Raw genomic sequence first — 22,621 nt, 5'->3', positions numbered from 1 at the left:
TTTTAGGGAATCAAAACCTAAAACAAACTGATTTTTAACCAAATATCACTTTTTGCATGGAAATATTATGTATTTTCAAGTAATATTGTGGTATTTTTTTATTTATTGTGTTTTTTAATCGTTTCAGAAGGGCGTAATGTGGAGTTTTTTAAGCTTTTTTAGCTTATTGATCGATTATATTAGGGTTGATATTGTAAAAAATGAATACAATTTTCTCTACATAATTAATCAATAACCTAAAATTACAAGTATGAAAGAAAAACTACTCGTTTTATTCCTTCTCGCCTTCATTAGCTTATCGGCTTTGGCGCAACAAAAGAAGATTACCGGTAAGGTAACTTCAATTTCAGACGGACTTCCCCTTCCAGGTGTTTCAGTTAGTGTTCCGGGTGTAAGGATAGCCGCCCAAACCGGGGCAGATGGTGTGTACTCTATTTCGGTACCAAATAACACTACTTCACTAATTTTTCGCTTTGTTGGTTACGAACCTAAAACCATAAGCATTAAATCTGGTGTAGTAAATGCAGCATTAACTGAAGATAATACAACTTTAAATGACGTGGTTGTTACCGGTTATGGCACAATGAAAAAAAGAGATCTTGTTGGCTCCGTAACTTCTATAAGAGGCGACCAGATTGCGAACAAGCCAATTCAAAGTTTCGATCAGGCTTTAGGTGGTAAAGCAGCCGGTGTTCAGGTTTCAATTCCAAATGGTGTGTTAAACAATCCTCCGGTGTTGCGTATTCGCGGTACAAACTCTATTTCATTGAGTTCTTATCCTTTAATAGTAATTGATGGTGTAGCAACATTTACCGGTGATGCAAGTGGTACAAATGCTGCGGGAAATGCGCTTGCCAGCATCAATCCAAATGACATTGAATCAATGGATATTTTGAAAGATGCATCGGCAACAGCTATTTATGGTAGTCGTGCGGCTAATGGGGTTGTTGTTATCACCACTAAAAAAGGTAAAACAGGTAAAGCAATTGTAACTTATGATGGTTGGGTTGGTGTTGCCAACGTACAGCGTTTGCCAGATATGATGGACGCTTTCCAGTATACTGATATAAAAAATGAAGGTTTAAGAAATGCCGGTACGTATAATGCTGCAACGCTGGCCTACGCTTTAACAAATGGTCCCGATGGGCAGCCCATTAATACCAATTGGTATGATTATGCTTATCGCCAAGGCACATCTTACAGTAACTCCTTAAGTGTTTCTGGTGGTTCAGAATCTACTAATTATTATATGTCTCTAAACTACACTAATCAGCAAGGTATTATTGTAAAGAATGATTACAAGCGATTAGGGGCTATTTTTAATATCGATCATAAAATAAGTAAATCATTAAGTATTGGTGCGAAACTTCAATATTCAAATGAAGATAACTTGGCTGTTATCAGTTCAGGTTCATTGTCTGGACAGGCCTTCTCAACAGCTGGTTTAGGTCGTGTGGCGTTGGTAAATGCACCAAACGTATCTCCATACTTAAATTCTGGTGGTTACAACCTAACGGGAAACAACCTGGGTTTGATGAATAATAAGGTTTCGCAAGTGGGTTTCTACAACCCGGTTGTGCAAATTGATTTAGATCGTTCATATAACTACTTAAACAGAATTCAATCAAATGCTTATGCTCAATACAAGCCAGTTTCCTGGATAAACTTAAGAAGTGTTTTTGGTATCGATTATCTTTATTCAACCAACGATTCTTTCGCAAATCCTTTTAATGGTGATGGCTATAATGCTAACCCTGCGAATGCGGGTTCGGCCACTTTGAGCTATAGTCAGAATAAGCGTTGGGTATGGACTACAACAGCGCAAGCGGATAGAACGTTTAATGAAGTGCACTCTTTCTCTTTGTTATTAGGAACGGAGCAACAGAAAACTGTAGGTCGTGCTTTTGGTGCAACCAGAACTGGTTTATCTGATCAGGCTTTTAATGATTATACCGCTGGTTATGCTCAGTTTTCAAACTCTGGTAGCTACGGCGAAAACTATCTGGTTTCTTTCTTTGCACGTTTAAGCTATGATTTTAAAAAGAAATATATCTTAAATGCAACCATTCGTCAGGATGAGTATTCTGCTTTTGGTCCGGATAAAAAAGCCGGAACCTTTTACAGTGTTGGTGCAGGTTACGAAATTGCACAGGAAGATTTCTGGAAAAATGGTGGAATTGGCAAAATATTCAGCAGTTTCCGTTTGCGAGGTAGTTATGGTGAGGTGGGTAACTTTAATGGCTTAGATAATTATGCGCCAAATTCTTACTATAGCGCTGGTTTGTTTGGCGGTGCACCAACTTTAAACTTCAGTCAGGCAGGTAACTTAATGATAGGTTGGGAAACCAGTAAAAAGCTTGATGTGGGTATCAATTTTGGTATCCTTAATGATAAAATTACTTTCGAAACAGCTTATTATCACAACGATATTGATGGATTGATTTATAACGTACCTCAAGCGCCATCAGCAGGTTTGCCTAATTCGCCGCAAACAAACATCGGCTCAATGTATAATAAAGGTTTTGAGTTTACAGTAAATGCACAAGCTGTAAATACCAAAGATTTCAGCTGGTCACCATCATTCAACATCACTTATAATAAAAACTTAATCACATCACTAACGCCAACAATAGATCAGTTTACATCGGCAACCTCATCTTTAGAAACTGCAAGTATTTCTAAAGTAGGGACATCTTTGGGGATGATTTATGTCGCCAGAACAGCAGGTGTAGATCCGGCAACTGGACGTAGAATTTTTGTTGCAGCCAATGGCAGAAAAATGTTATATGATCACAGCTCTCCTGTAGCAAGCAGGTGGAGATATGAAGATGGTTCGATTGCACCAGGTATCACTTCTCAAGATCAAACCATCTATGGCAATTCTCAGCCGAAATTTTTTGGTGGTTTTACAAACAGTTTCAGGTATAAGAATATCGATTTAGGTTTAACACTTACTTATCAGGCTGGTTTTTATATCTACAACGGTACTCAGGCGTCCATCATGGATCAACGTTTCTGGAACAACTCTGTAGACATTTTAAACAGATGGACAACACCGGGTCAAATAACATCAGTACCTAGGGTTGTAGCAGGCGATAATATGTCTAATGGTTCAGCAGTTCCGCTGGATATCAATGTCTATAAAGGAGATTTTATTAAGCTTAGAGATATTTCACTAGGTTACACGCTTCCAAATAGTTTGCTTGCTAAATTAAAAATAACAAGCGCCAGGCTTTATGTTAGCGGGCAAAATTTACTAATTCTAACTAAATATAATGGTACCGATCCGGAGGTTTCATCAAATGGTGGTGCTAACGCATCTCAAGGTATCGAGCGAAATTCGGTGGCGAACGGTCGAGTATTTACAGCGGGATTAAACTTTAAATTTTAAGAATATTAACATGAAAAAATCAATTATATATACACTTGCATTGGCTGCTGTTATGGCAACCTCTTGCAGAAAGGAGGGGGCTTTAAATCCGGTATCGTTAAATGCTGTTGATTTTACTTCTTCTTTTAGCACTCCAGATCGTATTAAAGCTCAGGTTTTGGGCATATATTCTGGATTAAAAGCTGGTGATTTTTATGGCGGTCGTTACATCGTTTATAACGAGGTAAGGGCAGATAATTACATCAACCTTACAACAAACGCTGTTACCGCCTACCAGGTTTGGAATTTTACAACTTCTAACAATGCCCAAGAAGTTACCGGCTTATGGGGCGCTGCATATTCTGTAATTAACCGTTGTAATTTATTTTTAGATGGAATGGCTGCTGGCGGTTCTGCAACCGTAGGTGCAACGCTTGCGGCAAACTATATAGCCGAAGCTAAAATGGTTAGAGCAATTGCCTATTATAGCTTATTGCAATTATATGCCCGCCCGTATTGGGATGGCAATGGAAGTAAGCCTGGTGTTCCGCTTCGCTTAAAAGGGAACTCCGGAGCAGGCGATTTCGATTTGGCAAGAAGTACCGTAGCACAAGTTTATACGCAGATTATTACAGATTTAAATGAAGCCGAAAGCGGGTTACCATTAACTTATACCACAGCTTATGATAATACTGTTCGCGGACATAGAAATACAGCAATTGCATTTAAAACCCGAGTGTACTTAAGCATGCAGCGTTATGCTGATGTAATTACCGAGGCAAACAAAATTGTAAGTGCTACCGCACCTTTTACTGCAACCACCGGAGTAGCTAATGCCTTGCAGGCAAATGTGGCAAACGTGTATAAAACGCCTTATACTACAACAGAATCAATATTATCATCGCCAATGGTAGTTGGCGCCGATATCGTAGGTGGCCAAACCGCTCTAGGTTCTTATTTCTTTTCTGTTAGAGAATATAAATTAAATGATGCTGGAATTGTAGCTGATGCAGGTTGGAAATCGATAGATGCGAGAAGGGCATTGGTAACCTCTGCAACTGTAGCAAACGTGCCAAGTCAATTAATGAGTAAATTTACAAGCTCACCATATAGCGATTATGTACCTGTTATCCGCTATGCGGAAGTACTGTTAAGCTTGGGCGAAGCTTTAGCACGCAGTACAAATAGTGTTGATGCGAGAGCAATAAGTTTATTAAATGCTGTTAGACAAAGGTCTGATGCAACAACAACTTTTACAGCAGCAAATTTTGCTACGCCGCAAGCTTTGTACGATGCTTTTTTAAAAGAGCGTAACATCGAATTTCTGGGCGAAGGCTTAAGAAGCCCCGATTTATTAAGGTTAGGGTTGGATTTGCCAGGTAAAGGAACTGTTTCATCGGTGCCATCAAGCGATAGAAGGTACATATTCCCTATTTCACAAACCGAATTATTGTACAACAGATTAATGACAGATAATTAAAAGGTTTTTAATCAAATTATTAAAGCAGTTTAAGGCAAAAATCTTAAACTGCTTTTTTGTTTTTAGTGCTCACTAAAAAAGTTTTCAATTTTCAGATAAAATCCTTATGTTTGCAATCCCAAATGAGAGGAGGTATTTCAGCGTTATGATCATTATCAACATTAAAGACGGCGAATCATTAGATAAAGCCCTAAAACGTTTCAAGAAGAAATTCGAAAAAACTGGAGTTTTAAGAGAACTACGTAGCCGTCAGGCATACGAGAAAAAATCTGTAGCTCGTCGTACTGAAATTAAACATGCTGTTTATATTCAAAACATGAATCAAGATACAACTATCTAGTTGTTAAACGATAAATTATAAATTATGCCTTCAGAATATTTTCTGAAGGCATTTTTTTTTGTAAAAAAATCCTTAATAATTTCTTAATATTAAAACAATTAGTAACTTCAATCATTCCACAAAAAATGATCTCTTATATGTTGCTGAATAGTTTTCTAACATATCTACAACACGAAAAACGTTATTCGCAACATACCGTAACTTCTTATAAAACAGATTTGTTAGGCTTTGAAAAGTATATTAAAGCCACCTACGAGATTCTGCTTACAGAGGCTAAAGCCACACACATTCGTAGTTACATGGTTTTTTTAATAGAAGATAATTCTTCAGAAAGCACCATCAACAGAAAAATATCTACGTTACGCAGTTTTTATAAATTTTTGCTTCGCGAAGAAAAGATTTCAAATAATCCGATGCAGATTATAAAAGCACCAAAAATTCCAAAGCGTTTACCCGCATTTATCGAAACCGAAAAAATTAATCATCTCCTGGATACCGATGGTGTATTTAATGATAGTTTTGGTTCAACAAGAGATCATTTGGTTATCGAAATGCTTTTCGGTGCCGGCATACGTTTATCAGAACTTATACAACTCAAAGAAACGGATATAGATTTTTTCGGCGGAACTATAAAGGTATTGGGAAAAAGAAATAAAGAGCGAATTATACCAATAAATAAACAGCTTATAAATCAGTTAAATAGCTATTTGCAGTTAAAAAAGTTGCAAAAATTTAATAACAATTTGTTTAACTTAATCGTTACCAATACAGGTAGTAAAGCTTATCCTAAGTTAATATACCGTATTGTTAGTTCTTATTTAAAACTGGTATCAACAAGCGATAAAAGGAGCCCGCATGTGCTAAGGCATAGTTATGCAACAAGTTTACTAAATGCCGGTGCAGATTTAAATGCGATTAAAGAGCTTTTGGGTCATGCAAGTTTGGCTGCCACACAGGTTTACACACACAATTCAATCGAAAGATTAAAAACAATTTATAAACAAGCCCATCCAAAGGCGTAAAAAAAGGAGGAAAAATGAAAATCGGAGTTCAATCAATCCATTTCAATGCAGACAGTAAGTTGTTAGATTTTATACAGAAGAAGGCAAATAAGCTCGATCAGTTTTTTGATCAGATAATTAGTGGTGAAGTGTATTTAAAATTAGAGAATGTAGAAGATGAGGCCAATAAAATAAGTGAGATAAAACTGATTGTGCCAGGTGGAACATTGTTTGCTAAAGAACAATGTAAATCATTTGAAGAAGCTACAGATTTAGCAATTGAATCGTTAAGAAAGCAAATAACTAAACATAAAGAGAAAACCAGGAAAAAAAATAGTGAGCTTAAAAATGTTTTAATCGAAGGCGAAATATCTGATTATTAAGCATCTATTTTTGTTAAAAATACAATATGGAATAGCGGGTGTTTAAACCCGCTATTTTTTTTTAAAATTAATTTTGAACTGAAATATAAGTGTGTATATTTGCATTCCATTTCGGAGAGGGGTTGCCCGAAAAGAAATGATTAGTTCTTTAAAAAGTTAAAATTTAAAAAAATACGCTAGGTATATGAAAAATGAAGATTTTTCGTATCATTGCACAAAATTAAAAGCCTCCTTAGCTCAGCTGGTAGAGCAACTGACTTGTAATCAGTAGGTCATTGGTTCGATTCCGATAGGAGGCTCTTTTTTATTTTAGATTGAAGATTTTAGATTCACGATTGAAAAATTGTATGTCGTAAATCCAAAATCGTAAATAAAAGATGGGGAGATTCCAGAGCGGCCAAATGGGACAGACTGTAACTCTGTTATCGCAAGATTTCGAAGGTTCGAATCCTTCTCTCCCCACAATAGATTTTAGATTTAAAGATTTTAGATTAACGATACAAATCGTAACTCGTAAATCATCCATCCGAAATCGAAAGCGGAAGTAGCTCAGTTGGTAGAGCGATAGCCTTCCAAGCTATAGGTCGCGAGTTCGAACCTCGTCTTCCGCTCCTAGCAGTTCATTGGAAAATTGGTTCAATGGTTCACTAGTAGCCTAATGAACAAATGGACGAATGAACTATGAGCTAAAGGTAATAAGCCGAAGTAGCTCAGCGGTAGAGCACTTCCTTGGTAAGGAAGAGGTCGTGGGTTCAAGTCCCATCTTTGGCTCTAAAATAAATTAGCTTTGTTAAATCTGTTAAATAAACAGAAGAGACAAGGTTTTTTGTGTTGCATTGCAAAAACAATAAATAAAATTAATAAAAAGTTAACCTACTAATTAGTTATAAATAAAATGGCAAAAGAAAAATTTGACCGCAGTAAACCGCACTTAAACATCGGTACAATCGGTCACGTCGATCACGGTAAAACAACTTTAACAGCAGCTATTACAAAATGTTTAGCTGATGCAGGTTTATCTGAGGCACGTTCATTCGAATCTATTGACTCTGCTCCAGAGGAAAAAGAAAGAGGTATTACAATCAATACTGCTCACGTTGAGTATTCAACAGCTAACCGTCACTACGCACACGTTGACTGTCCAGGTCACGCGGATTACGTAAAGAACATGGTAACTGGTGCTGCTCAAATGGACGGTGCAATTATCGTTGTTGCTGCTACTGATGGTCCAATGCCACAAACTCGCGAGCACATCTTATTAGCTCGTCAGGTAGGTGTTCCTTCATTAGTTGTATTCATGAACAAAGTGGATATGGTTGATGATCCGGAATTATTAGAATTAGTTGAAATGGAAGTTCGTGAATTATTATCATTCTATGAATTCCCAGGTGATGATATTCCAGTAATCCAAGGTTCTGCTTTAGGCGGATTAAACGGTGATGCTAAATGGGTTGGTAAAATCATGGAATTAATGGAAGCTGTAGATAACTACATTCCAATCCCTCCACGTTTAACTGAACTTCCTTTCTTAATGCCTGTTGAAGATGTATTCTCAATCACTGGTCGTGGTACTGTTGCTACTGGTCGTATTGAGCGTGGTGTAATCAACTCAGGTGATCCAGTTGAAATCTTAGGTATGGGTGCTGAGAACTTAAAATCTACAGTAACTGGTGTTGAGATGTTCCGTAAAATTTTAGATTACGGTGAAGCTGGTGATAACGTAGGTTTATTATTGCGTGGTATTGAGAAAACTGATATCCGTCGTGGTATGGTAATCTGTAAACCAGGTTCAGTAACTCCTCACACAGATTTCAAAGCTGAGATCTATGTATTATCAAAAGCAGAAGGTGGTCGTCACACTCCATTCTTCAACAAATATCGTCCTCAATTCTATTTCCGTACTACAGACGTAACTGGTGAAATTTCATTAGCTGAAGGTACTGAAATGGTTATGCCAGGTGATAACGTTACAATCACAGTTAAATTAATTAACGCGATTGCAATGGAAAAAGGTCTACGTTTCGCTATCCGTGAAGGTGGTAGAACAGTAGGTGCTGGTCAGGTAACTGAAATCTTAGCTTAATTTAAGCTACAATAATATAAAAAGAGCTAGTTTCGGCTAGCTCTTTTTTATACACACGGGAATAGTTCAACGGTAGAATAGAGGTCTCCAAAACCTTTGATCAGGGTTCGAATCCTTGTTCCCGTGCCAAAATATAATGATTGAATTAGTGACTGTTTTAATGATTGGATGTTTTTAAAACTCAATCACTCACTAACTCAATCATTTAATCATTAAAAAGAAATATGGCTAAAGTAGTTCAATTTGTAAAGGAATCGTACGATGAAATGACCCAAAAGGTAACTTGGCCTACTTGGGGAGAACTTCAAAACTCTGCAGTTCTTGTTTTGGTAGCCTCTTTAATTATTGCATTAATAATTTTTGCAATGGATAAAGGTTCTGTTTTTGTGTTAGATACTTTTTACAAATCACTTTCTAATTAATATACTATAATGAGCGAATTAAAGTGGTATGTTGTAAGAGCAGTAAGCGGTAAAGAGAAAAAGGTAAAACAGTATATTGATGCTGAGATTAGCCGTTTAGGTTTCTCTCATTTGGTTCCACAGGTATTAATACCAATGGAAAAATATTACCAAATGAAAGATGGTAAAAAAATTGCTAAAGAGCGTAATTTTTATCCTGGTTATGTTTTAATAGAAGCAACTTTAGATGGAGAGCTAGAGCACATCATCAAAGGAATTAACAGTGTTATTGGTTTCTTAGGCGATAAAGCAGGCAATCCAATTCCAATGCGCCAGGCAGAAGTTAATCGTATTTTAGGTGTGGTTGATGAAATGAGTGAGCAAGGCGAAACCATGAATGTTCCTTATTACGTTGGCGAAAACATCAAAGTTATGGATGGACCGTTTAATGGTTTCTCTGGAGTTATTGAAGAAGTTAACGAAGAGAAGAAAAAATTAAAAGTTATGGTTAAGATTTTTGGTCGTAAAACACCACTCGAACTTAACTATATGCAAGTAGAAAAAGAGTAATCGAATTACAATTTTAGATTTACGAATTACGATTTTAAAATATTTAAAAGCTTTCCTCAAAAGGGAAAGCTTTTTTTATTTGAATTACTTTCTTTTAATACATACATTCTTGTATTATTAATTTGTAATTTTTATATTCGTTTAACTCATCTCTCAAATAATTAATTAATTTCTAAATCTAAATTAACAAAATGAGGAAAAATTATTCATTATTGAAGTAGTATGTTCTTGCTTTAACCCTATTATTTACAATGACAACTATTATTTATTCTTGTAAAAGAGAATTGATTAAACCTGATGATTCAGAGTTGATTCGTAATGCGGAATTATGGTTCAATGCTCAATCTCGAACATTTTATACTCCAAATTGGGATAGGGCAGTTGTAACACATCTAGATAATAAGAATTTCATAATTTTACCGTCTAACATTTCTGTTTCAGAAGCTAGCACGTCTGTCAAGTCTTTTTTGATTATTGATATTTCTAATGAAAAAACTAAAGGCAATGTTGTAGAACTTATTAATTATGAAAACATTAATAAGATGAATCATAATGATGTTATAACTAATTATCTTGTTCATAAGAATAACTCTATTTATCCTATTGATCTAAAGGTTAATCTGCTCTCTTTTGATATCTATCATAGGTATGAAGAAGGTTCCGCATTTGTTGGTTGAAAATTTAAATGGAATCTGAGTTTGGATGTTCCGCTAGTTCAAAGGGAACGATCTTTATTGATGAATAGTCCTCAAAATTTAATGTTTGATAGGAATAGAACAACAAAGGAAAAGGTTTGTTATGATCATTTTTTAGTATATCGAGACGCTATTGGTGCTCTTGTTGATTATTTTTATTTATATTCTAGTTGCGATGATGGTGGTATTGGTAGTAACAGTAGTAGTAGTTCAAATAATTCTCAAAGCAATGATAACAGTGTTCCAGATTCTGAACCTTCAGAGTCCGATTATATGTATACTTGTCCAGACAATTTTGAATTTTCTAGTGTTACATCAAATGGATTATGGCAAGAGGGGGAATTAACAAATATTTATTGTAATCTAGGGATTTATGACTATATGTCTGGTACGATATCAAATTCAAAAAGTGTAAATATTAATTCTTTATCATTTGGTTTACCTTATAATGCTGTTAATGGAGGAATAGTATATACAAAGAACCAAGCGAAGGCAATATCGGCAGATGCGCTAAATATGGCAGAAGAAGATATGAGAAAAAAATATAAGGAAATCCATACCTAACTAGTGGACAATTAGCAGATTATTGGGTGGCTAGAGCAAATATTCATATGAAGAAATTGACATCTAATAGAGGAAGAGTTGGAAGAACAGGTTCAATTAATCCTTATCAGACACCGCCTAGCAAAGCGTATAATCCATGCTAGGTTCATATATATTATTTATTATGATAGGTTTAACAAATTATCTAAATTATGCTAAAGAGCATAATATTGTTCTTCATCGCTATGAAGGTATAATTATTTGGAACACAAGTTTTGGTCCATTGCCACAAGAGGTATTATTTTTACCGGTGGAATGGGATGGAAGTAGCAATTTTGAGAATTTTGTTGAACAAGAGTTTTCCAAGGAGGACGCTGCAATATATCAAGTATATTTTCAGGGTATGAGATGGATAATGCCAAGTCTTGCTGATAGTTTGAATAATGCAAGATATATAAATGTAGGCGTTGGGACTAATTATAACTTAAGTAGAGCATCTTATGTGGCAATAACTTTTGTAACAGATGCAAATAATGATGAATTCACTTTAACCGAAAGGATTAGAACATTACCAGTAATGGTTACTGATAAAAGATTAACGGTTAAGCTACATGATGATTCGCCGAGATTCGGAACTGCGAAATTATTTGAAACTATAAATTGGTAAATATATTTTTTCTAATATATTGTAGGACTGCAAGATTATTCATATCTTTGCAGTCCTTTAAGTTTTATAGGAGCTATGAGGAATTAAATGTTACATGCTTCCAATATTTAACATTGAGTTTTAAATAAACAAAAAACACAAAATGGCAAAAGAAGTCAGTGCAATGATCAAATTACAGATCAAAGGCGGAGCGGCAAATCCATCGCCACCAGTAGGACCTGCATTAGGTGCTAAAGGTGTTAACATTATGGAATTTTGCAAACAGTACAACGCTCGTACCCAAGATAAAGCAGGTAAAGTATTGCCAGTTGTAATTACTGTTTATGCTGATAAGTCATTCGATTTCATCATCAAAACCCCTCCGGTAGCTATCCAGTTAAAAGATGCTACTAAATTACAGAGTGGTTCTGCTGAGCCTAACCGTAAAAAAGTTGGGTCGGTGACCTGGGACCAAATTAAAGTTATTGCTGAGGATAAAATGCCTGATTTAAATGCATTTACAATCGAATCTGCAATGAGTATGGTTGCTGGAACAGCACGCAGTATGGGAATCACCGTTTCTGGTGACGCACCCTGGAACAATTAATTAAAAAAAGTTTACAACAGTGGCGAAATTAACTAAAAATCAAAAAAAGGCACATGCTAAAATAGAAGCTGGCAAAGCTTATACTTTGAAGGATGCTGCTGCTTTGGTAAAAGAAATCACTACAACTAAATTTGATGCATCAGTAGATATTGATGTTTCATTAGGTGTAGATCCGCGTAAAGCCAATCAAATGGTGCGTGGTATTGCTACTTTACCGCACGGAACAGGTAAAACTGTACGTGTTTTAGCTTTAGTAACTCCTGATAAGGAAGAAGAAGCAAAAGCAGCTGGCGCAGACTTCGTAGGTTTAGACGAGTATGTTGCTAAAATTGAAGGTGGTTGGACCGATGTAGACATTATTATCACTACACCAGCTTGTATGGCTAAGGTAGGTAAGTTAGGCCGTGTTTTAGGGCCGCGTAACTTAATGCCAAACCCAAAATCAGGTACAGTAACTAACGAAGTTGGTAAAGCTGTAACTGAGGTTAAAGCAGGTAAGATTGATTTTAAAGTAGACAAAACGGGTATCATACACGCCTCAATAGGAAAAGTATCATTCCCAGCAGATAAAATTTATGAAAACGCAATGGAGATTATCTCTGTTATTTCTAAATTAAAACCATCTGCTGCAAAAGGAACTTATTTTAAAAGCATTCACGTGTCTTCTACAATGAGTCCTGGGATTGCAATTGAAACTAAATCAGTAGCGGGGATTTAATCATGAACAGAGAAGAAAAAAACGAAGTAGTTTTAGAACTACAAGGACAAATGCAAGAGTTTGGCAATTTCTATATTGCTGATACTTCTAGCCTTTCTGTTGAGCAGATCAATAATATCCGCCGCAAATGTTTTGAAGGTGATATCGTTATGAAGGTTGCTAAAAACTCTTTAATTCGCAAAGCGATTGAAGGTTTAGATGGCGATGCTTCTGAGATATACGAAGCCCTTAAAGGTTCATCATCATTATTATTCTCAAAAACAGCAAACGCTCCGGCTAAGTTGATTAAAACTTTGAGAAAAACTTCTGATAAACCAGTACTTAAAGCGGCATATATAGATTCATCAGTATACGTTGGCGATGACCAATTGAATAACTTAGTAAGCTTAAAATCAAGAGAAGAGCTTATTGGCGACATCATTGGATTATTACAATCACCAGCTAAAAATGTTGTATCTGCGCTTAAATCAAGTGGAGGCAAAATTGCAGGAATTGTTAAAACTCTTCAAGAAAGAGAAGGTTAACGAACACCTTAAGTTCGCAAATTAAATAAAATTATTTTACGTAAATTTTTAAAATCTTAATAAAATGGCAGATTTAAAATCGTTTGCTGAGCAATTAGTAAACTTAACAGTTAAAGAAGTTAACGAATTAGCTCAAATCTTAAAAGACGAGTATGGTATTGAGCCTGCAGCTGCTGCTGTAGTTGCTGGTCCTGCTGCTGGTGGTGATGCACCTGCTGCTGCTGCAGAAAAAACATCTTTTGATGTTATCTTAAAAGAAGCTGGTGGTCAGAAATTAGCAGTTGTAAAACTTGTTAAAGACTTAACTGGTTTAGGTTTGAAAGAAGCTAAAGACTTAGTTGATGGTGCACCAAAAGAATTAAAAGCTGGTGTTGCTAAAGACGAAGCAGAAGCTCTTAAAAAACAATTAGAAGAGGCTGGAGCAGTAGTTGAAATTAAGTAATCACTTAATTTAGCTAAGCTAAAAATGTATCAGACACCGACTGAAAATGTCGGTGTCTTTACCTGTTTATAATCATCTCATTTTGCTTGGTTGATGAGAATGCTTGAACCAAAACCAAACAAATAGTTTATTCTTAAACTAAAATCTTTTAGTCCATTGGCAAAGACAGTCGAACAAAGAGTAAATTTTGCAACTAGTAAGCACATTATAGACTATCCGGATTTTCTGGATGTGCAATTGCAATCATTCAGAGAATTTTTCCAGATAGATACAACGTCAGACGATCGCTCGAGCGAAGGTTTGTTTAAGGTATTTGCTGAAAACTTTCCAATCACAGATTCAAGAAATATCTTCGTATTAGAGTTTCTTGATTATTTTGTTGATCCGCCGCGTTATGATATTCATGAGTGTATCGAGCGTGGTTTAACCTACAATGTTCCATTAAAAGCAAAGCTAAAGCTTTCTTGTAACGATGTTGAACATGAAGATTTTGAAACCATTATTCAGGATGTGTATTTAGGTACAATCCCGTATATGACACCAAAAGGTACATTTGTTATTAATGGTGCAGAACGTGTTATCGTTTCGCAATTGCACCGTTCTCCTGGTGTGTTCTTCGGCCAAAGCCGTCACACTAACGGAACCAAATTGTATTCTGCTCGTGTTATTCCTTTCAAAGGTTCATGGATCGAGTTTGCTACAGACGTTAATAACGTAATGTATGCTTATATCGATCGTAAGAAAAAATTCCCGGTTACCACTTTATTACGTGCAATTGGTTACGATTCTGATAAAGACATTCTTGAATTATTTGATCTTGCTGACGAAGTAAAAGTTAGTAAATCAGGTTTAAAGAAATACATCGGCCGTAAACTTGCAGCAAGAGTTTTAAAGAAATGGGTTGAAGATTTTGTAGATGAAGATACAGGTGAGGTAGTTTCTATCGACCGTAATGAAGTGATTCTTGAAAGAGAAACCGTTTTAGAAGACGAACACATTGATATGGTTATCGAAGCTGGTGTTAAAACTATCATTCTTTCTAAAGAAGATGGTGCCAGCCAGGCCGATTACACCATTATTTATAATACATTACAAAAAGATACATCAAACTCAGAAAAAGAGGCTGTTGAAAACATCTATCGTGCTTTGCGTAACGCAGAACCACCTGATGAGGAAACTGCTCGTGGTATCATTGATCGTTTATTCTTCTCAGATAAACGTTACGATTTAGGAGATGTTGGTCGTTACCGCATCAACCGTAAATTGAAAATGGATACTCCGGATGATGTAAAAGTTTTAACAAAAGCTGATATTATTGCAATTGTTAAATACTTAATTAAATTAATTAACTCTAAAGAAGAGGTAGATGATATTGACCACTTATCAAACCGTCGTGTACGTACGGTAGGTGAGCAATTGTACGCACAATTTGGTGTTGGTTTAGCCCGTATGGCTAGAACAATCCGTGAGCGTATGAACATTCGCGATAACGAGGTGTTTACACCAACTGATTTGATTAACGCCCGTACGTTATCATCAGTAATTAACTCTTTCTTTGGTACAAATCAGTTATCTCAGTTTATGGATCAAACCAATCCATTAGCAGAGATTACACACAAACGCCGTTTATCAGCATTAGGCCCAGGTGGTTTATCACGTGAGCGTGCTGGTTTCGAGGTACGTGACGTTCACTACACTCACTACGGTCGTTTATGTACAATTGAAACACCAGAGGGACCAAACATTGGTTTAATTTCATCACTTTGTGTGCATGCAAAAATCAATAATTTAGGTTTCATTGAAACACCATACAAACGTGTTGAAGATGGTAAAGTTGTAGTAGATTCAGACGTTATCTATTTATCAGCAGAAGATGAGGATGGTAAAACTATCGCTCAGGCTAATGCAGAATATGATGATAAAGGTAATTTCATAACGCCACGCGTTAAAGCACGTTATGAGGGTGACTTCCCGATTATTGAGCCTGAGAAATTAGACTTAATGGATGTTGCACCTAACCAGATTACTTCGATCGCTGCTTCGTTAATTCCGTTCTTAGAACATGATGATGCGAACAGGGCTTTGATGGGTTCAAACATGCAACGTCAGGCCGTGCCTTTGTTACGTCCTGAAGCGCCAATTGTTGGTACTGGTTTAGAAGGTCGCGTTGCTCGCGATTCAAGAACACTTATTAATGCTGAAGGTAATGGTGTTGTAGAATATGTAGACGCTAACGAAATCACTATTAAATACGAACGTAACGAAGATGATCGTTTAGTTTCTTTTGAAGGCGATAGCAAAACTTACCGTTTAACTAAGTTCAAAAAAACCAACCAGAATACTTGTATCAACTTAAAACCTATTGTAAAAAAAGGTCAGAAAGTTACTAAAGGACAAGTGCTTTGCGAAGGTTATGCAACTCAGGATGGTGAATTAGCATTAGGTAGAAACCTAAAAGTGGCATTTATGCCTTGGCAAGGTTTCAACTTTGAGGATGCTATTGTTATTAACGAACGTATTGTACGTGATGACATTTTCACATCTTTACATATTGAAGAATTTGAGTTAGAAGTACGTGATACAAAACGTGGTGAAGAGGAGTTAACTCCAGATATTCCGAACGTTTCTGAAGAAGCTACTAAAGATTTAGATGAAAATGGTATTATCCGTATTGGTGCTGATGTAAAAGAAGGTGATATTTTAATTGGTAAGATTACGCCAAAAGGTGAATCTGATCCTTCACCTGAAGAGAAATTACTACGTGCAATTTTTGGTGATAAAGCTGGAGATGTTAAAGATGCGTCTTTAAAAACTCCTCCTTCAATCCAAGGTGTAGTAATTGATACTAAATTATTCAGCCGTGCTAAGAAAACTACAAAAGCTGAAGAAAAATCGGCAATTGAGAAATTAGACAAAGGATATAACAATATTACTGAGAAATTAAAAGCCGAATTAGTCGATAAATTATTCACAATTGTAAATGGTAAAACATCGCAAGGTGTATTTAACATCTACAAAGAATTATTAGTTGCTAAAGGTGCTAAGTTTACTCAGAAAATTTTAGCAGAACTTGATTACAATCACATCAATCCAAACAAATGGACTACTGATGATGATAAAAACGAGTTAATTAAAATGTTGCTTCACAACTACGGTATCCGTGTTAACGAAGAACTTGGTGCTTACAAACGCGATAAATTTGCGATTAGTGTAGGTGATGAGCTTCCATCGGGAATTGTACAAATGGCAAAAGTTTATGTTGCTAAAAAACGTAAATTAAAAGTAGGTGATAAAATGGCTGGTCGCCACGGTAACAAAGGTATTGTTGCACGTATTGTACGTGATGAAGATATGCCTTTCTTAGCTGATGGTACTCCGGTTGATATTGTGTTGAACCCACTGGGTGTACCTTCACGTATGAACCTTGGTCAAATTTATGAAACTATTTTGGCATGGGCCGGTCAAGAATTGGGCGTGAAATTCGCTACTCCGATTTTTGATGGAGCTACCCATCATGAAGTAGAAGAATGGATTGCTAAAGCTGGCGTTCCTGCATCAGGAAAAACTTACTTATACAATGGTTTAACAGGTGAGCGTTTCGATCAGACTACAACTGTAGGTATTATCTACATGTTGAAATTAGGTCACATGGTTGATGATAAGATGCACGCCCGTTCAATCGGACCATACTCATTAATTACACAACAACCATTGGGTGGTAAAGCTCAATTCGGTGGTCAGCGTTTTGGTGAGATGGAGGTTTGGGCATTAGAGGCATTTGGTGCTGCTAATATTCTTCAGGAAATATTAACCGTTAAATCGGATGATGTTATCGGAAGAGCTAAAACTTACGAAGCCATTGTTAAAGGTGAAAACCTACCAACTCCAGGTGTTCCAGAATCGTTTAACGTATTGGTACATGAGTTACGCGGTTTAGGTTTAGATATTACGTTAGACTAAAAGTTATAGGTAATACGTGGTAAGTTATATGTTGACTTATCACGTAAAACTTAAAACTTAAAACTTAAGAAAGAGATATGTCTTACAAAAAGGATAATAAATTAAAAAGCAATTTCACATCAATCACGATTAGCTTATCGTCTCCGGAAATTATTTTGGAACGTTCTAGCGGTGAGGTGTTGAAACCGGAAACCATTAACTATCGTACTTACAAACCTGAACGTGATGGTTTGTTTTGCGAGCGTATTTTTGGTCCGGTAAAAGATTACGAATGCCATTGCGGTAAATATAAACGTATTCGTTACAAAGGAATCGTTTGTGATCGTTGTGGTGTTGAGGTAACTGAAAAGAAAGTACGTAGAGAGCGTATGGGGCACATCGCTTTGGTGGTTCCTGTTGCGCACATCTGGTATTTCCGTTCTTTACCTAACAAAATCGGTTATTTATTAGGTTTACCTACTAAAAAATTAGATTTAATTATCTATTACGAGCGTTACGTAGTTATTCAATCGGGCTTAATGGCCGAAGAAGGTATCAATTATATGGACTTCTTAACCGAAGAAGAATATTTAGATATCTTAGATAAATTACCTAAAGAAAACCAATATCTTGATGATAAAGATCCTAATAAATTCATCGCCAAAATGGGTGCTGAAGCATTAGAAGATTTATTAAAACGTATTGATTTAGATACTTTATCTTATGATTTACGTCACCAGGCTGCTAACGAAACTTCTCAACAACGTAAAAATGAGGCTTTAAAACGTCTTCAGGTTGTTGAAGCTTTCCGTGGTGCTAATACACGTATTGAGAATCGCCCGGAGTGGATGATTGTTAAAATCGTTCCGGTTATTCCACCAGAATTACGTCCTTTAGTTCCATTAGAAGGTGGTCGTTTCGCTACTTCAGATTTAAATGATTTATACCGTCGTGTAATTATCCGTAACAACCGTTTAAAACGTTTAATTGAGATAAAAGCACCAGAGGTAATTTTACGTAACGAAAAACGTATGTTACAGGAAGCTGTAGATTCGTTATTTGATAACTCACGTAAAGTTAATGCGGTAAAAACTGAAGGTAACCGTGCCCTAAAATCTCTTTCAGATATTCTGAAAGGTAAACAAGGTCGTTTCCGTCAGAATTTATTAGGTAAACGTGTGGATTATTCTGCTCGTTCTGTAATTGTTGTAGGGCCTAGCCTTAAATTACACGAGTGTGGATTGCCTAAAGATATGGCTGCTGAGCTTTACAAACCATTCATTATTCGTAAGATGATTGAAAGAGGTGTTGTAAAAACAGTAAAATCAGCAAAGAAAATTGTTGATAGAAAAGATCCATTAGTTTGGGATATCTTAGAAAATGTATTGAAAGGACACCCGGTATTATTAAACCGTGCACCTACGTTACACCGTTTAGGTATTCAGGCTTTCCAACCTAAATTGGTTGAAGGTAAAGCAATCCAATTACACCCATTAGTTTGTACTGCATTCAACGCCGATTTTGACGGTGACCAGATGGCTGTTCACTTACCACTAGGTAACGCAGCAATTTTGGAAGCCCAGGTATTAATGTTGGCAGCACATAACATCTTAAACCCTGCAAATGGTACACCAATTACAGTACCTTCTCAGGATATGGTTTTGGGTCTTTATTATATTACTAAAGGCCGTAGAACTGATGAAACTAGAGTTGTAAAAGGACAGGATTCGAATTTTTACTCTCCGGAAGAGGTTATCATTGCTTATAACGAGAAAGAATTAGATTTACATGCATTCATTAAAGTAAGAGTTAATGTTAAGCAAAATGATGGTTCTATCGTTAATAAATTAACGGAAACTACTGTTGGTAGAGTTTTATTTAATCAGTTGGTACCTGCAGAAGTTGGATATATCAATGAGTTATTAACTAAAAAATCGTTAAGAGATATTATCGGTGAGGTAGTTAAAATGACTGGTATGGCTCGTTCTTCTCAGTTCCTTGATGATATTAAAGAATTAGGTTTCAGAATGGCTTTCCAGGGAGGTTTATCGTTCAACTTACAAGACGTAAACATTCCGGTAGAGAAACATACATTATTAGAGCAGGCCGCTAACGAAGTTGAAGAAGTAAGAAACAACTATAACATGGGTTTCATTACAAACAACGAACGTTACAACCAGATTATCGATATCTGGACTCGTATCAACAACAGGTTAACTACTTTCGTTATGAACCAGTTATCTAGCGATAACCAAGGTTTTAACTCAGTTTACATGATGCTTGATTCGGGTGCACGTGGATCTAAAGAGCAGATTCGTCAGCTTTGCGGAATGCGTGGTTTGATGGCGAAACCTCAAAAATCTGGTTCAGGTGGCGATATTATTGAAAACCCAATCTTATCAAACTTTAAAGAAGGTTTATCGGTATTAGAGTATTTTATCTCTACTCACGGTGCTCGTAAAGGTTTGGCAGATACGGCGTTAAAAACAGCTGATGCTGGTTATTTAACTCGTCGTTTACATGATGTTGCTCAGGATATGATTGTTAATGATGTTGATTGTGGTACTTTAAGAGGCATGTACACAACTGCATTAAAAGATAATGAAGATATCGTTGAACCATTATATGAAAGAATTTTAGGTCGTACTTCATTACATGATGTTTATAATCCTTTGGATAACACATTGTTAGTAGGTGCGGGTGAAGATATTAACGAAGATGTAGCTAAAGCTATCGAAGAATCTCCGTTAGAAGGTATCGAAATTCGTTCGGTATTAACTTGCGAAGCTAAACGTGGTGTTTGTGCATTATGTTACGGACGTAACTTAGCTTCTGGTAAACGCGTTCAAAGAGGTGAGGCTGTTGGGGTAATTGCTGCACAGTCAATCGGTGAGCCGGGTACGCAGTTAACACTTCGTACTTTCCACGTGGGTGGTACTGCATCAAACATTGCTGCAGAATCAAACATCGTTGCTAAGTTTGATGGTGTAATCGAATTCGAAAACATCCGTACAGTTGATACGCAAACAGAAGACGGTAAAGTACAGGTTGTTTTAGGTCGTTCTGGTGAGTTTAGAATTGTTGAGCCAGGAAGCGGTAGAGTTATTGTAACCAATAACATTCCTTACGGTGCATTCCTATTTGTTAAAGAAGGCGATAAAGTTGCTAAAGGCGATAAAATTTGTTCATGGGATCCGTACAACGCGGTTATCATCTCTGAATTTGGTGGTAAAGCGCAATTCGATGCAATTATCGAAGGTGTTACTTTCCGTGAAGAATCAGACGAACAAACTGGTCACCGTGAAAAAGTAATTATCGATACACGTGATAAAACTAAAAACCCTTCAGTTCAAATCGTTGATAAGAAAGGTGAATTTATTAAAGGATATAACATTCCGGTTGGTGCTCACGTTTCAGTTGATGAAGGTGAAGCTATCCAAACTGGTCAGATTATCGCTAAAATTCCACGTGCAACTGGTAAAACCCGAGATATTACGGGTGGTTTACCTCGTGTAACTGAATTATTCGAGGCTCGTAACCCATCTAATCCGGCAGTTGTTACTGAAATTGATGGTGTTGTAACTTTAGGCGGTGTTAAACGTGGTAATCGTGAGATTACAATCGAATCTAAAGATGGTGAAGTTAAAAAATACCTTGTTCCATTGTCTAAGCACATCCTTGTACAGGATAATGACTTTGTGAAAGCTGGTATGCCTTTATCAGATGGTTCAATTTCTCCTGCAGATATCTTATCGATTAAAGGCCCGGCAGCGGTTCAAGAATACTTAGTAAATGGTATTCAAGAGGTTTACCGTTTGCAAGGTGTAAAAATTAACGATAAGCACTTCGAGGTAATTGTTCACCAGATGATGCAGAAAGTTCACATCGAAGATCCGGGTGATACAATTTTCTTGGAAAATAACGCTGTTGACCGTTGGGATTTTGCAGAAGAAAACGATGCAATGTACGATAAGAGAGTTGTTGAAGATGCAGGTGATTCGGCTGACTTCAAACCAGGTCAGATTGTATCATTACGTAGATTAAGAGATGAAAATTCTCAGTTGAAACGTAAAGATATGAAACAGATTACGGTTAGAGATGCCAGACCAGCAACTGCAAGTTCTATCTTACAAGGTATTACTCGTGCGTCATTAGGTACTAAATCGTTCATTTCTGCGGCTTCGTTCCAGGAAACTACGAAAGTATTAAATGAAGCGGCTATTGCAGGTAAACGCGATAACATGTTAGGCTTAAAAGAAAACGTAATCGTTGGTCACTTAATTCCTTCAGGAACTGGTGTTCGTGGTTATGAGCGTATCATTGTTGGTTCTCAAGAAGAGTACGATAAATTATTAGCTTCGAAACAAGAAGAGGTAGAAGCTTAAAATATCATTTTATTTTAGAAAGGGTTGTTTCGAATAGGAACAACCCTTTTTTGTTAAGCAATAATTTTATAGCTTGTAATTAAACCTTACCTTTAATGCATTATTTACCGAATATTATTATAAAGTTATGGACGAGCAACAAAACGAAAACCAGCTGAATATAGAATTATCAGAAGAAATTGCCGAAGGAATTTTTTCTAATCTAGCAATCATTACTCACTCAAATACCGAATTCGTTTTAGATTTTATTCGCGTTATGCCAGGAATCCCGAAGGCAAAAGTAAAATCAAGAATTATATTAACTCCAGAACACGCTAAGCGTTTATTAACTGCATTGGATGATAATATCCAAAAATTTGAGGCAGCGAACGGGCGTATCAAAACACAAGAAGAACCACCATTCCCGATGGGTTTTGGCGGGCCAACTGCGCAAGCATAATTTTCTCAGTTTATTATTAAACAAATTATTTGTTGCTATGTTAGCATAGTACGCA

The 22,621-nt window shown here is 36.4% G+C and carries 18 protein-coding genes and 5 tRNA genes; all 23 read left to right on the top strand.

Going from position 1 to position 22,621, the window contains the following annotated elements:
- Positions 1-250 precede the first annotated feature (250 nt).
- Complete coding sequence (locus LUA90_RS03220) at positions 251-3,391, top strand: TonB-dependent receptor (RefSeq protein WP_231490150.1); 3,141 nt, start codon at positions 251-253, stop codon at positions 3,389-3,391.
- A 10-nt stretch (positions 3,392-3,401) separates the two neighbouring features.
- Positions 3,402-4,850: a RagB/SusD family nutrient uptake outer membrane protein gene (locus LUA90_RS03215; RefSeq protein WP_231490148.1), complete on the top strand. Its 1,449-nt coding sequence runs from the start codon at positions 3,402-3,404 to the stop codon at positions 4,848-4,850.
- Between the two features lie 145 nt (positions 4,851-4,995).
- A complete protein-coding gene (gene rpsU, locus LUA90_RS03210; RefSeq protein WP_231462547.1) occupies positions 4,996-5,190 on the top strand; it encodes a 30S ribosomal protein S21 in 195 nt (64 codons plus the stop codon).
- A 137-nt stretch (positions 5,191-5,327) separates the two neighbouring features.
- A complete protein-coding gene (locus LUA90_RS03205; protein WP_231490146.1) occupies positions 5,328-6,212 on the top strand; it encodes a tyrosine-type recombinase/integrase in 885 nt (294 codons plus the stop codon).
- 14 nt (positions 6,213-6,226) lie between these two features.
- A complete protein-coding gene (gene hpf / locus LUA90_RS03200; protein WP_231462551.1) occupies positions 6,227-6,574 on the top strand; it encodes a ribosome hibernation-promoting factor, HPF/YfiA family in 348 nt (115 codons plus the stop codon).
- A gap of 226 nt (positions 6,575-6,800) precedes the next feature.
- Positions 6,801-6,873, top strand: a tRNA-Thr gene (locus LUA90_RS03195).
- Between the two features lie 80 nt (positions 6,874-6,953).
- Positions 6,954-7,036 (top strand) — tRNA-Tyr (locus LUA90_RS03190).
- 76 nt (positions 7,037-7,112) lie between these two features.
- Positions 7,113-7,185, top strand: a tRNA-Gly gene (locus LUA90_RS03185).
- Positions 7,186-7,273: 88 nt separating this feature from the next.
- Positions 7,274-7,345 (top strand) — tRNA-Thr (locus LUA90_RS03180).
- Between the two features lie 124 nt (positions 7,346-7,469).
- The gene (gene tuf / locus LUA90_RS03175) at positions 7,470-8,657 is read left to right on the top strand and encodes an elongation factor Tu (protein ID WP_231462553.1); all 1,188 of its coding nucleotides are present in this window, start codon (positions 7,470-7,472) and stop codon (positions 8,655-8,657) included.
- A 55-nt stretch (positions 8,658-8,712) separates the two neighbouring features.
- Positions 8,713-8,786, top strand: a tRNA-Trp gene (locus LUA90_RS03170).
- 95 nt (positions 8,787-8,881) lie between these two features.
- The gene (gene secE, locus LUA90_RS03165; RefSeq protein WP_231462560.1) at positions 8,882-9,079 is read left to right on the top strand and encodes a preprotein translocase subunit SecE; all 198 of its coding nucleotides are present in this window, start codon (positions 8,882-8,884) and stop codon (positions 9,077-9,079) included.
- 9 nt (positions 9,080-9,088) lie between these two features.
- Positions 9,089-9,628 (top strand): transcription termination/antitermination protein NusG, encoded by a 540-nt coding sequence (gene nusG, locus LUA90_RS03160; RefSeq protein ID WP_231462584.1) that lies wholly within the window; start codon positions 9,089-9,091, stop codon positions 9,626-9,628.
- 251 nt (positions 9,629-9,879) lie between these two features.
- Positions 9,880-10,305 carry a hypothetical protein gene (locus tag LUA90_RS03155; protein ID WP_231490145.1) on the top strand — a complete coding sequence of 142 codons (426 nt, stop codon included), beginning with the start codon at positions 9,880-9,882 and terminating at the stop codon, positions 10,303-10,305.
- A gap of 60 nt (positions 10,306-10,365) precedes the next feature.
- Positions 10,366-10,887, top strand: coding sequence for a hypothetical protein (locus LUA90_RS03150; RefSeq protein ID WP_231490143.1), 522 nt, complete (start codon positions 10,366-10,368; stop codon positions 10,885-10,887).
- A 163-nt stretch (positions 10,888-11,050) separates the two neighbouring features.
- Positions 11,051-11,533, top strand: coding sequence for a hypothetical protein (locus tag LUA90_RS03145; RefSeq protein WP_231490141.1), 483 nt, complete (start codon positions 11,051-11,053; stop codon positions 11,531-11,533).
- Between the two features lie 142 nt (positions 11,534-11,675).
- Positions 11,676-12,119: a 50S ribosomal protein L11 gene (rplK, locus tag LUA90_RS03140; RefSeq protein WP_010601094.1), complete on the top strand. Its 444-nt coding sequence runs from the start codon at positions 11,676-11,678 to the stop codon at positions 12,117-12,119.
- 19 nt (positions 12,120-12,138) lie between these two features.
- Positions 12,139-12,837: a 50S ribosomal protein L1 gene (rplA, locus tag LUA90_RS03135; protein WP_121951270.1), complete on the top strand. Its 699-nt coding sequence runs from the start codon at positions 12,139-12,141 to the stop codon at positions 12,835-12,837.
- A 2-nt stretch (positions 12,838-12,839) separates the two neighbouring features.
- Positions 12,840-13,361 (top strand): 50S ribosomal protein L10, encoded by a 522-nt coding sequence (rplJ, locus tag LUA90_RS03130; protein ID WP_231462586.1) that lies wholly within the window; start codon positions 12,840-12,842, stop codon positions 13,359-13,361.
- Between the two features lie 64 nt (positions 13,362-13,425).
- The gene (gene rplL / locus LUA90_RS03125; RefSeq protein ID WP_231462588.1) at positions 13,426-13,803 is read left to right on the top strand and encodes a 50S ribosomal protein L7/L12; all 378 of its coding nucleotides are present in this window, start codon (positions 13,426-13,428) and stop codon (positions 13,801-13,803) included.
- A gap of 156 nt (positions 13,804-13,959) precedes the next feature.
- Positions 13,960-17,763: a DNA-directed RNA polymerase subunit beta gene (rpoB, locus tag LUA90_RS03120; protein WP_231490140.1), complete on the top strand. Its 3,804-nt coding sequence runs from the start codon at positions 13,960-13,962 to the stop codon at positions 17,761-17,763.
- A 77-nt stretch (positions 17,764-17,840) separates the two neighbouring features.
- Positions 17,841-22,127, top strand: a complete 4,287-nt coding sequence (gene rpoC / locus LUA90_RS03115; RefSeq protein ID WP_231462598.1) for a DNA-directed RNA polymerase subunit beta' — start codon at positions 17,841-17,843, stop codon at positions 22,125-22,127.
- Between the two features lie 127 nt (positions 22,128-22,254).
- Positions 22,255-22,566 (top strand): DUF3467 domain-containing protein, encoded by a 312-nt coding sequence (locus tag LUA90_RS03110; protein WP_231462600.1) that lies wholly within the window; start codon positions 22,255-22,257, stop codon positions 22,564-22,566.
- The last annotated feature ends 55 nt before the right edge of the window (positions 22,567-22,621 follow it).

Source organism: Pedobacter sp. Leaf170, from assembly GCF_920984665.1.
Lineage (GTDB): Bacteria > Bacteroidota > Bacteroidia > Sphingobacteriales > Sphingobacteriaceae > Pedobacter.
The sequence above is the reverse complement of the archived record's forward strand: the minus strand, read 5'-3'. Positions and strand labels throughout refer to the sequence as shown.

What these genes read in the sequence shown, in the direction of transcription:
- LUA90_RS03150 (WP_231490143.1), top strand. Translation starts at nt 10,366, where the DNA reads ATGAATAGTCCTCAAAATTTAATGTTTGATAGGAATAGAACAACAAAG.
- LUA90_RS03205 (WP_231490146.1), top strand. Translation starts at nt 5,328, where the DNA reads ATGTTGCTGAATAGTTTTCTAACATATCTACAACACGAAAAACGTTAT.
- rplJ (WP_231462586.1), top strand. Translation starts at nt 12,840, where the DNA reads ATGAACAGAGAAGAAAAAAACGAAGTAGTTTTAGAACTACAAGGACAA.
- LUA90_RS03145 (WP_231490141.1), top strand. Translation starts at nt 11,051, where the DNA reads ATGATAGGTTTAACAAATTATCTAAATTATGCTAAAGAGCATAATATT.
- nusG (WP_231462584.1), top strand. Translation starts at nt 9,089, where the DNA reads ATGAGCGAATTAAAGTGGTATGTTGTAAGAGCAGTAAGCGGTAAAGAG.
- rplL (WP_231462588.1), top strand. Translation starts at nt 13,426, where the DNA reads ATGGCAGATTTAAAATCGTTTGCTGAGCAATTAGTAAACTTAACAGTT.
- rpsU (WP_231462547.1), top strand. Translation starts at nt 4,996, where the DNA reads ATGATCATTATCAACATTAAAGACGGCGAATCATTAGATAAAGCCCTA.
- LUA90_RS03155 (WP_231490145.1), top strand. Translation starts at nt 9,880, where the DNA reads ATGACAACTATTATTTATTCTTGTAAAAGAGAATTGATTAAACCTGAT.
- rpoC (WP_231462598.1), top strand. Translation starts at nt 17,841, where the DNA reads ATGTCTTACAAAAAGGATAATAAATTAAAAAGCAATTTCACATCAATC.
- tuf (WP_231462553.1), top strand. Translation starts at nt 7,470, where the DNA reads ATGGCAAAAGAAAAATTTGACCGCAGTAAACCGCACTTAAACATCGGT.
- LUA90_RS03215 (WP_231490148.1), top strand. Translation starts at nt 3,402, where the DNA reads ATGAAAAAATCAATTATATATACACTTGCATTGGCTGCTGTTATGGCA.
- rplK (WP_010601094.1), top strand. Translation starts at nt 11,676, where the DNA reads ATGGCAAAAGAAGTCAGTGCAATGATCAAATTACAGATCAAAGGCGGA.
- hpf (WP_231462551.1), top strand. Translation starts at nt 6,227, where the DNA reads ATGAAAATCGGAGTTCAATCAATCCATTTCAATGCAGACAGTAAGTTG.
- secE (WP_231462560.1), top strand. Translation starts at nt 8,882, where the DNA reads ATGGCTAAAGTAGTTCAATTTGTAAAGGAATCGTACGATGAAATGACC.
- LUA90_RS03110 (WP_231462600.1), top strand. Translation starts at nt 22,255, where the DNA reads ATGGACGAGCAACAAAACGAAAACCAGCTGAATATAGAATTATCAGAA.
- LUA90_RS03220 (WP_231490150.1), top strand. Translation starts at nt 251, where the DNA reads ATGAAAGAAAAACTACTCGTTTTATTCCTTCTCGCCTTCATTAGCTTA.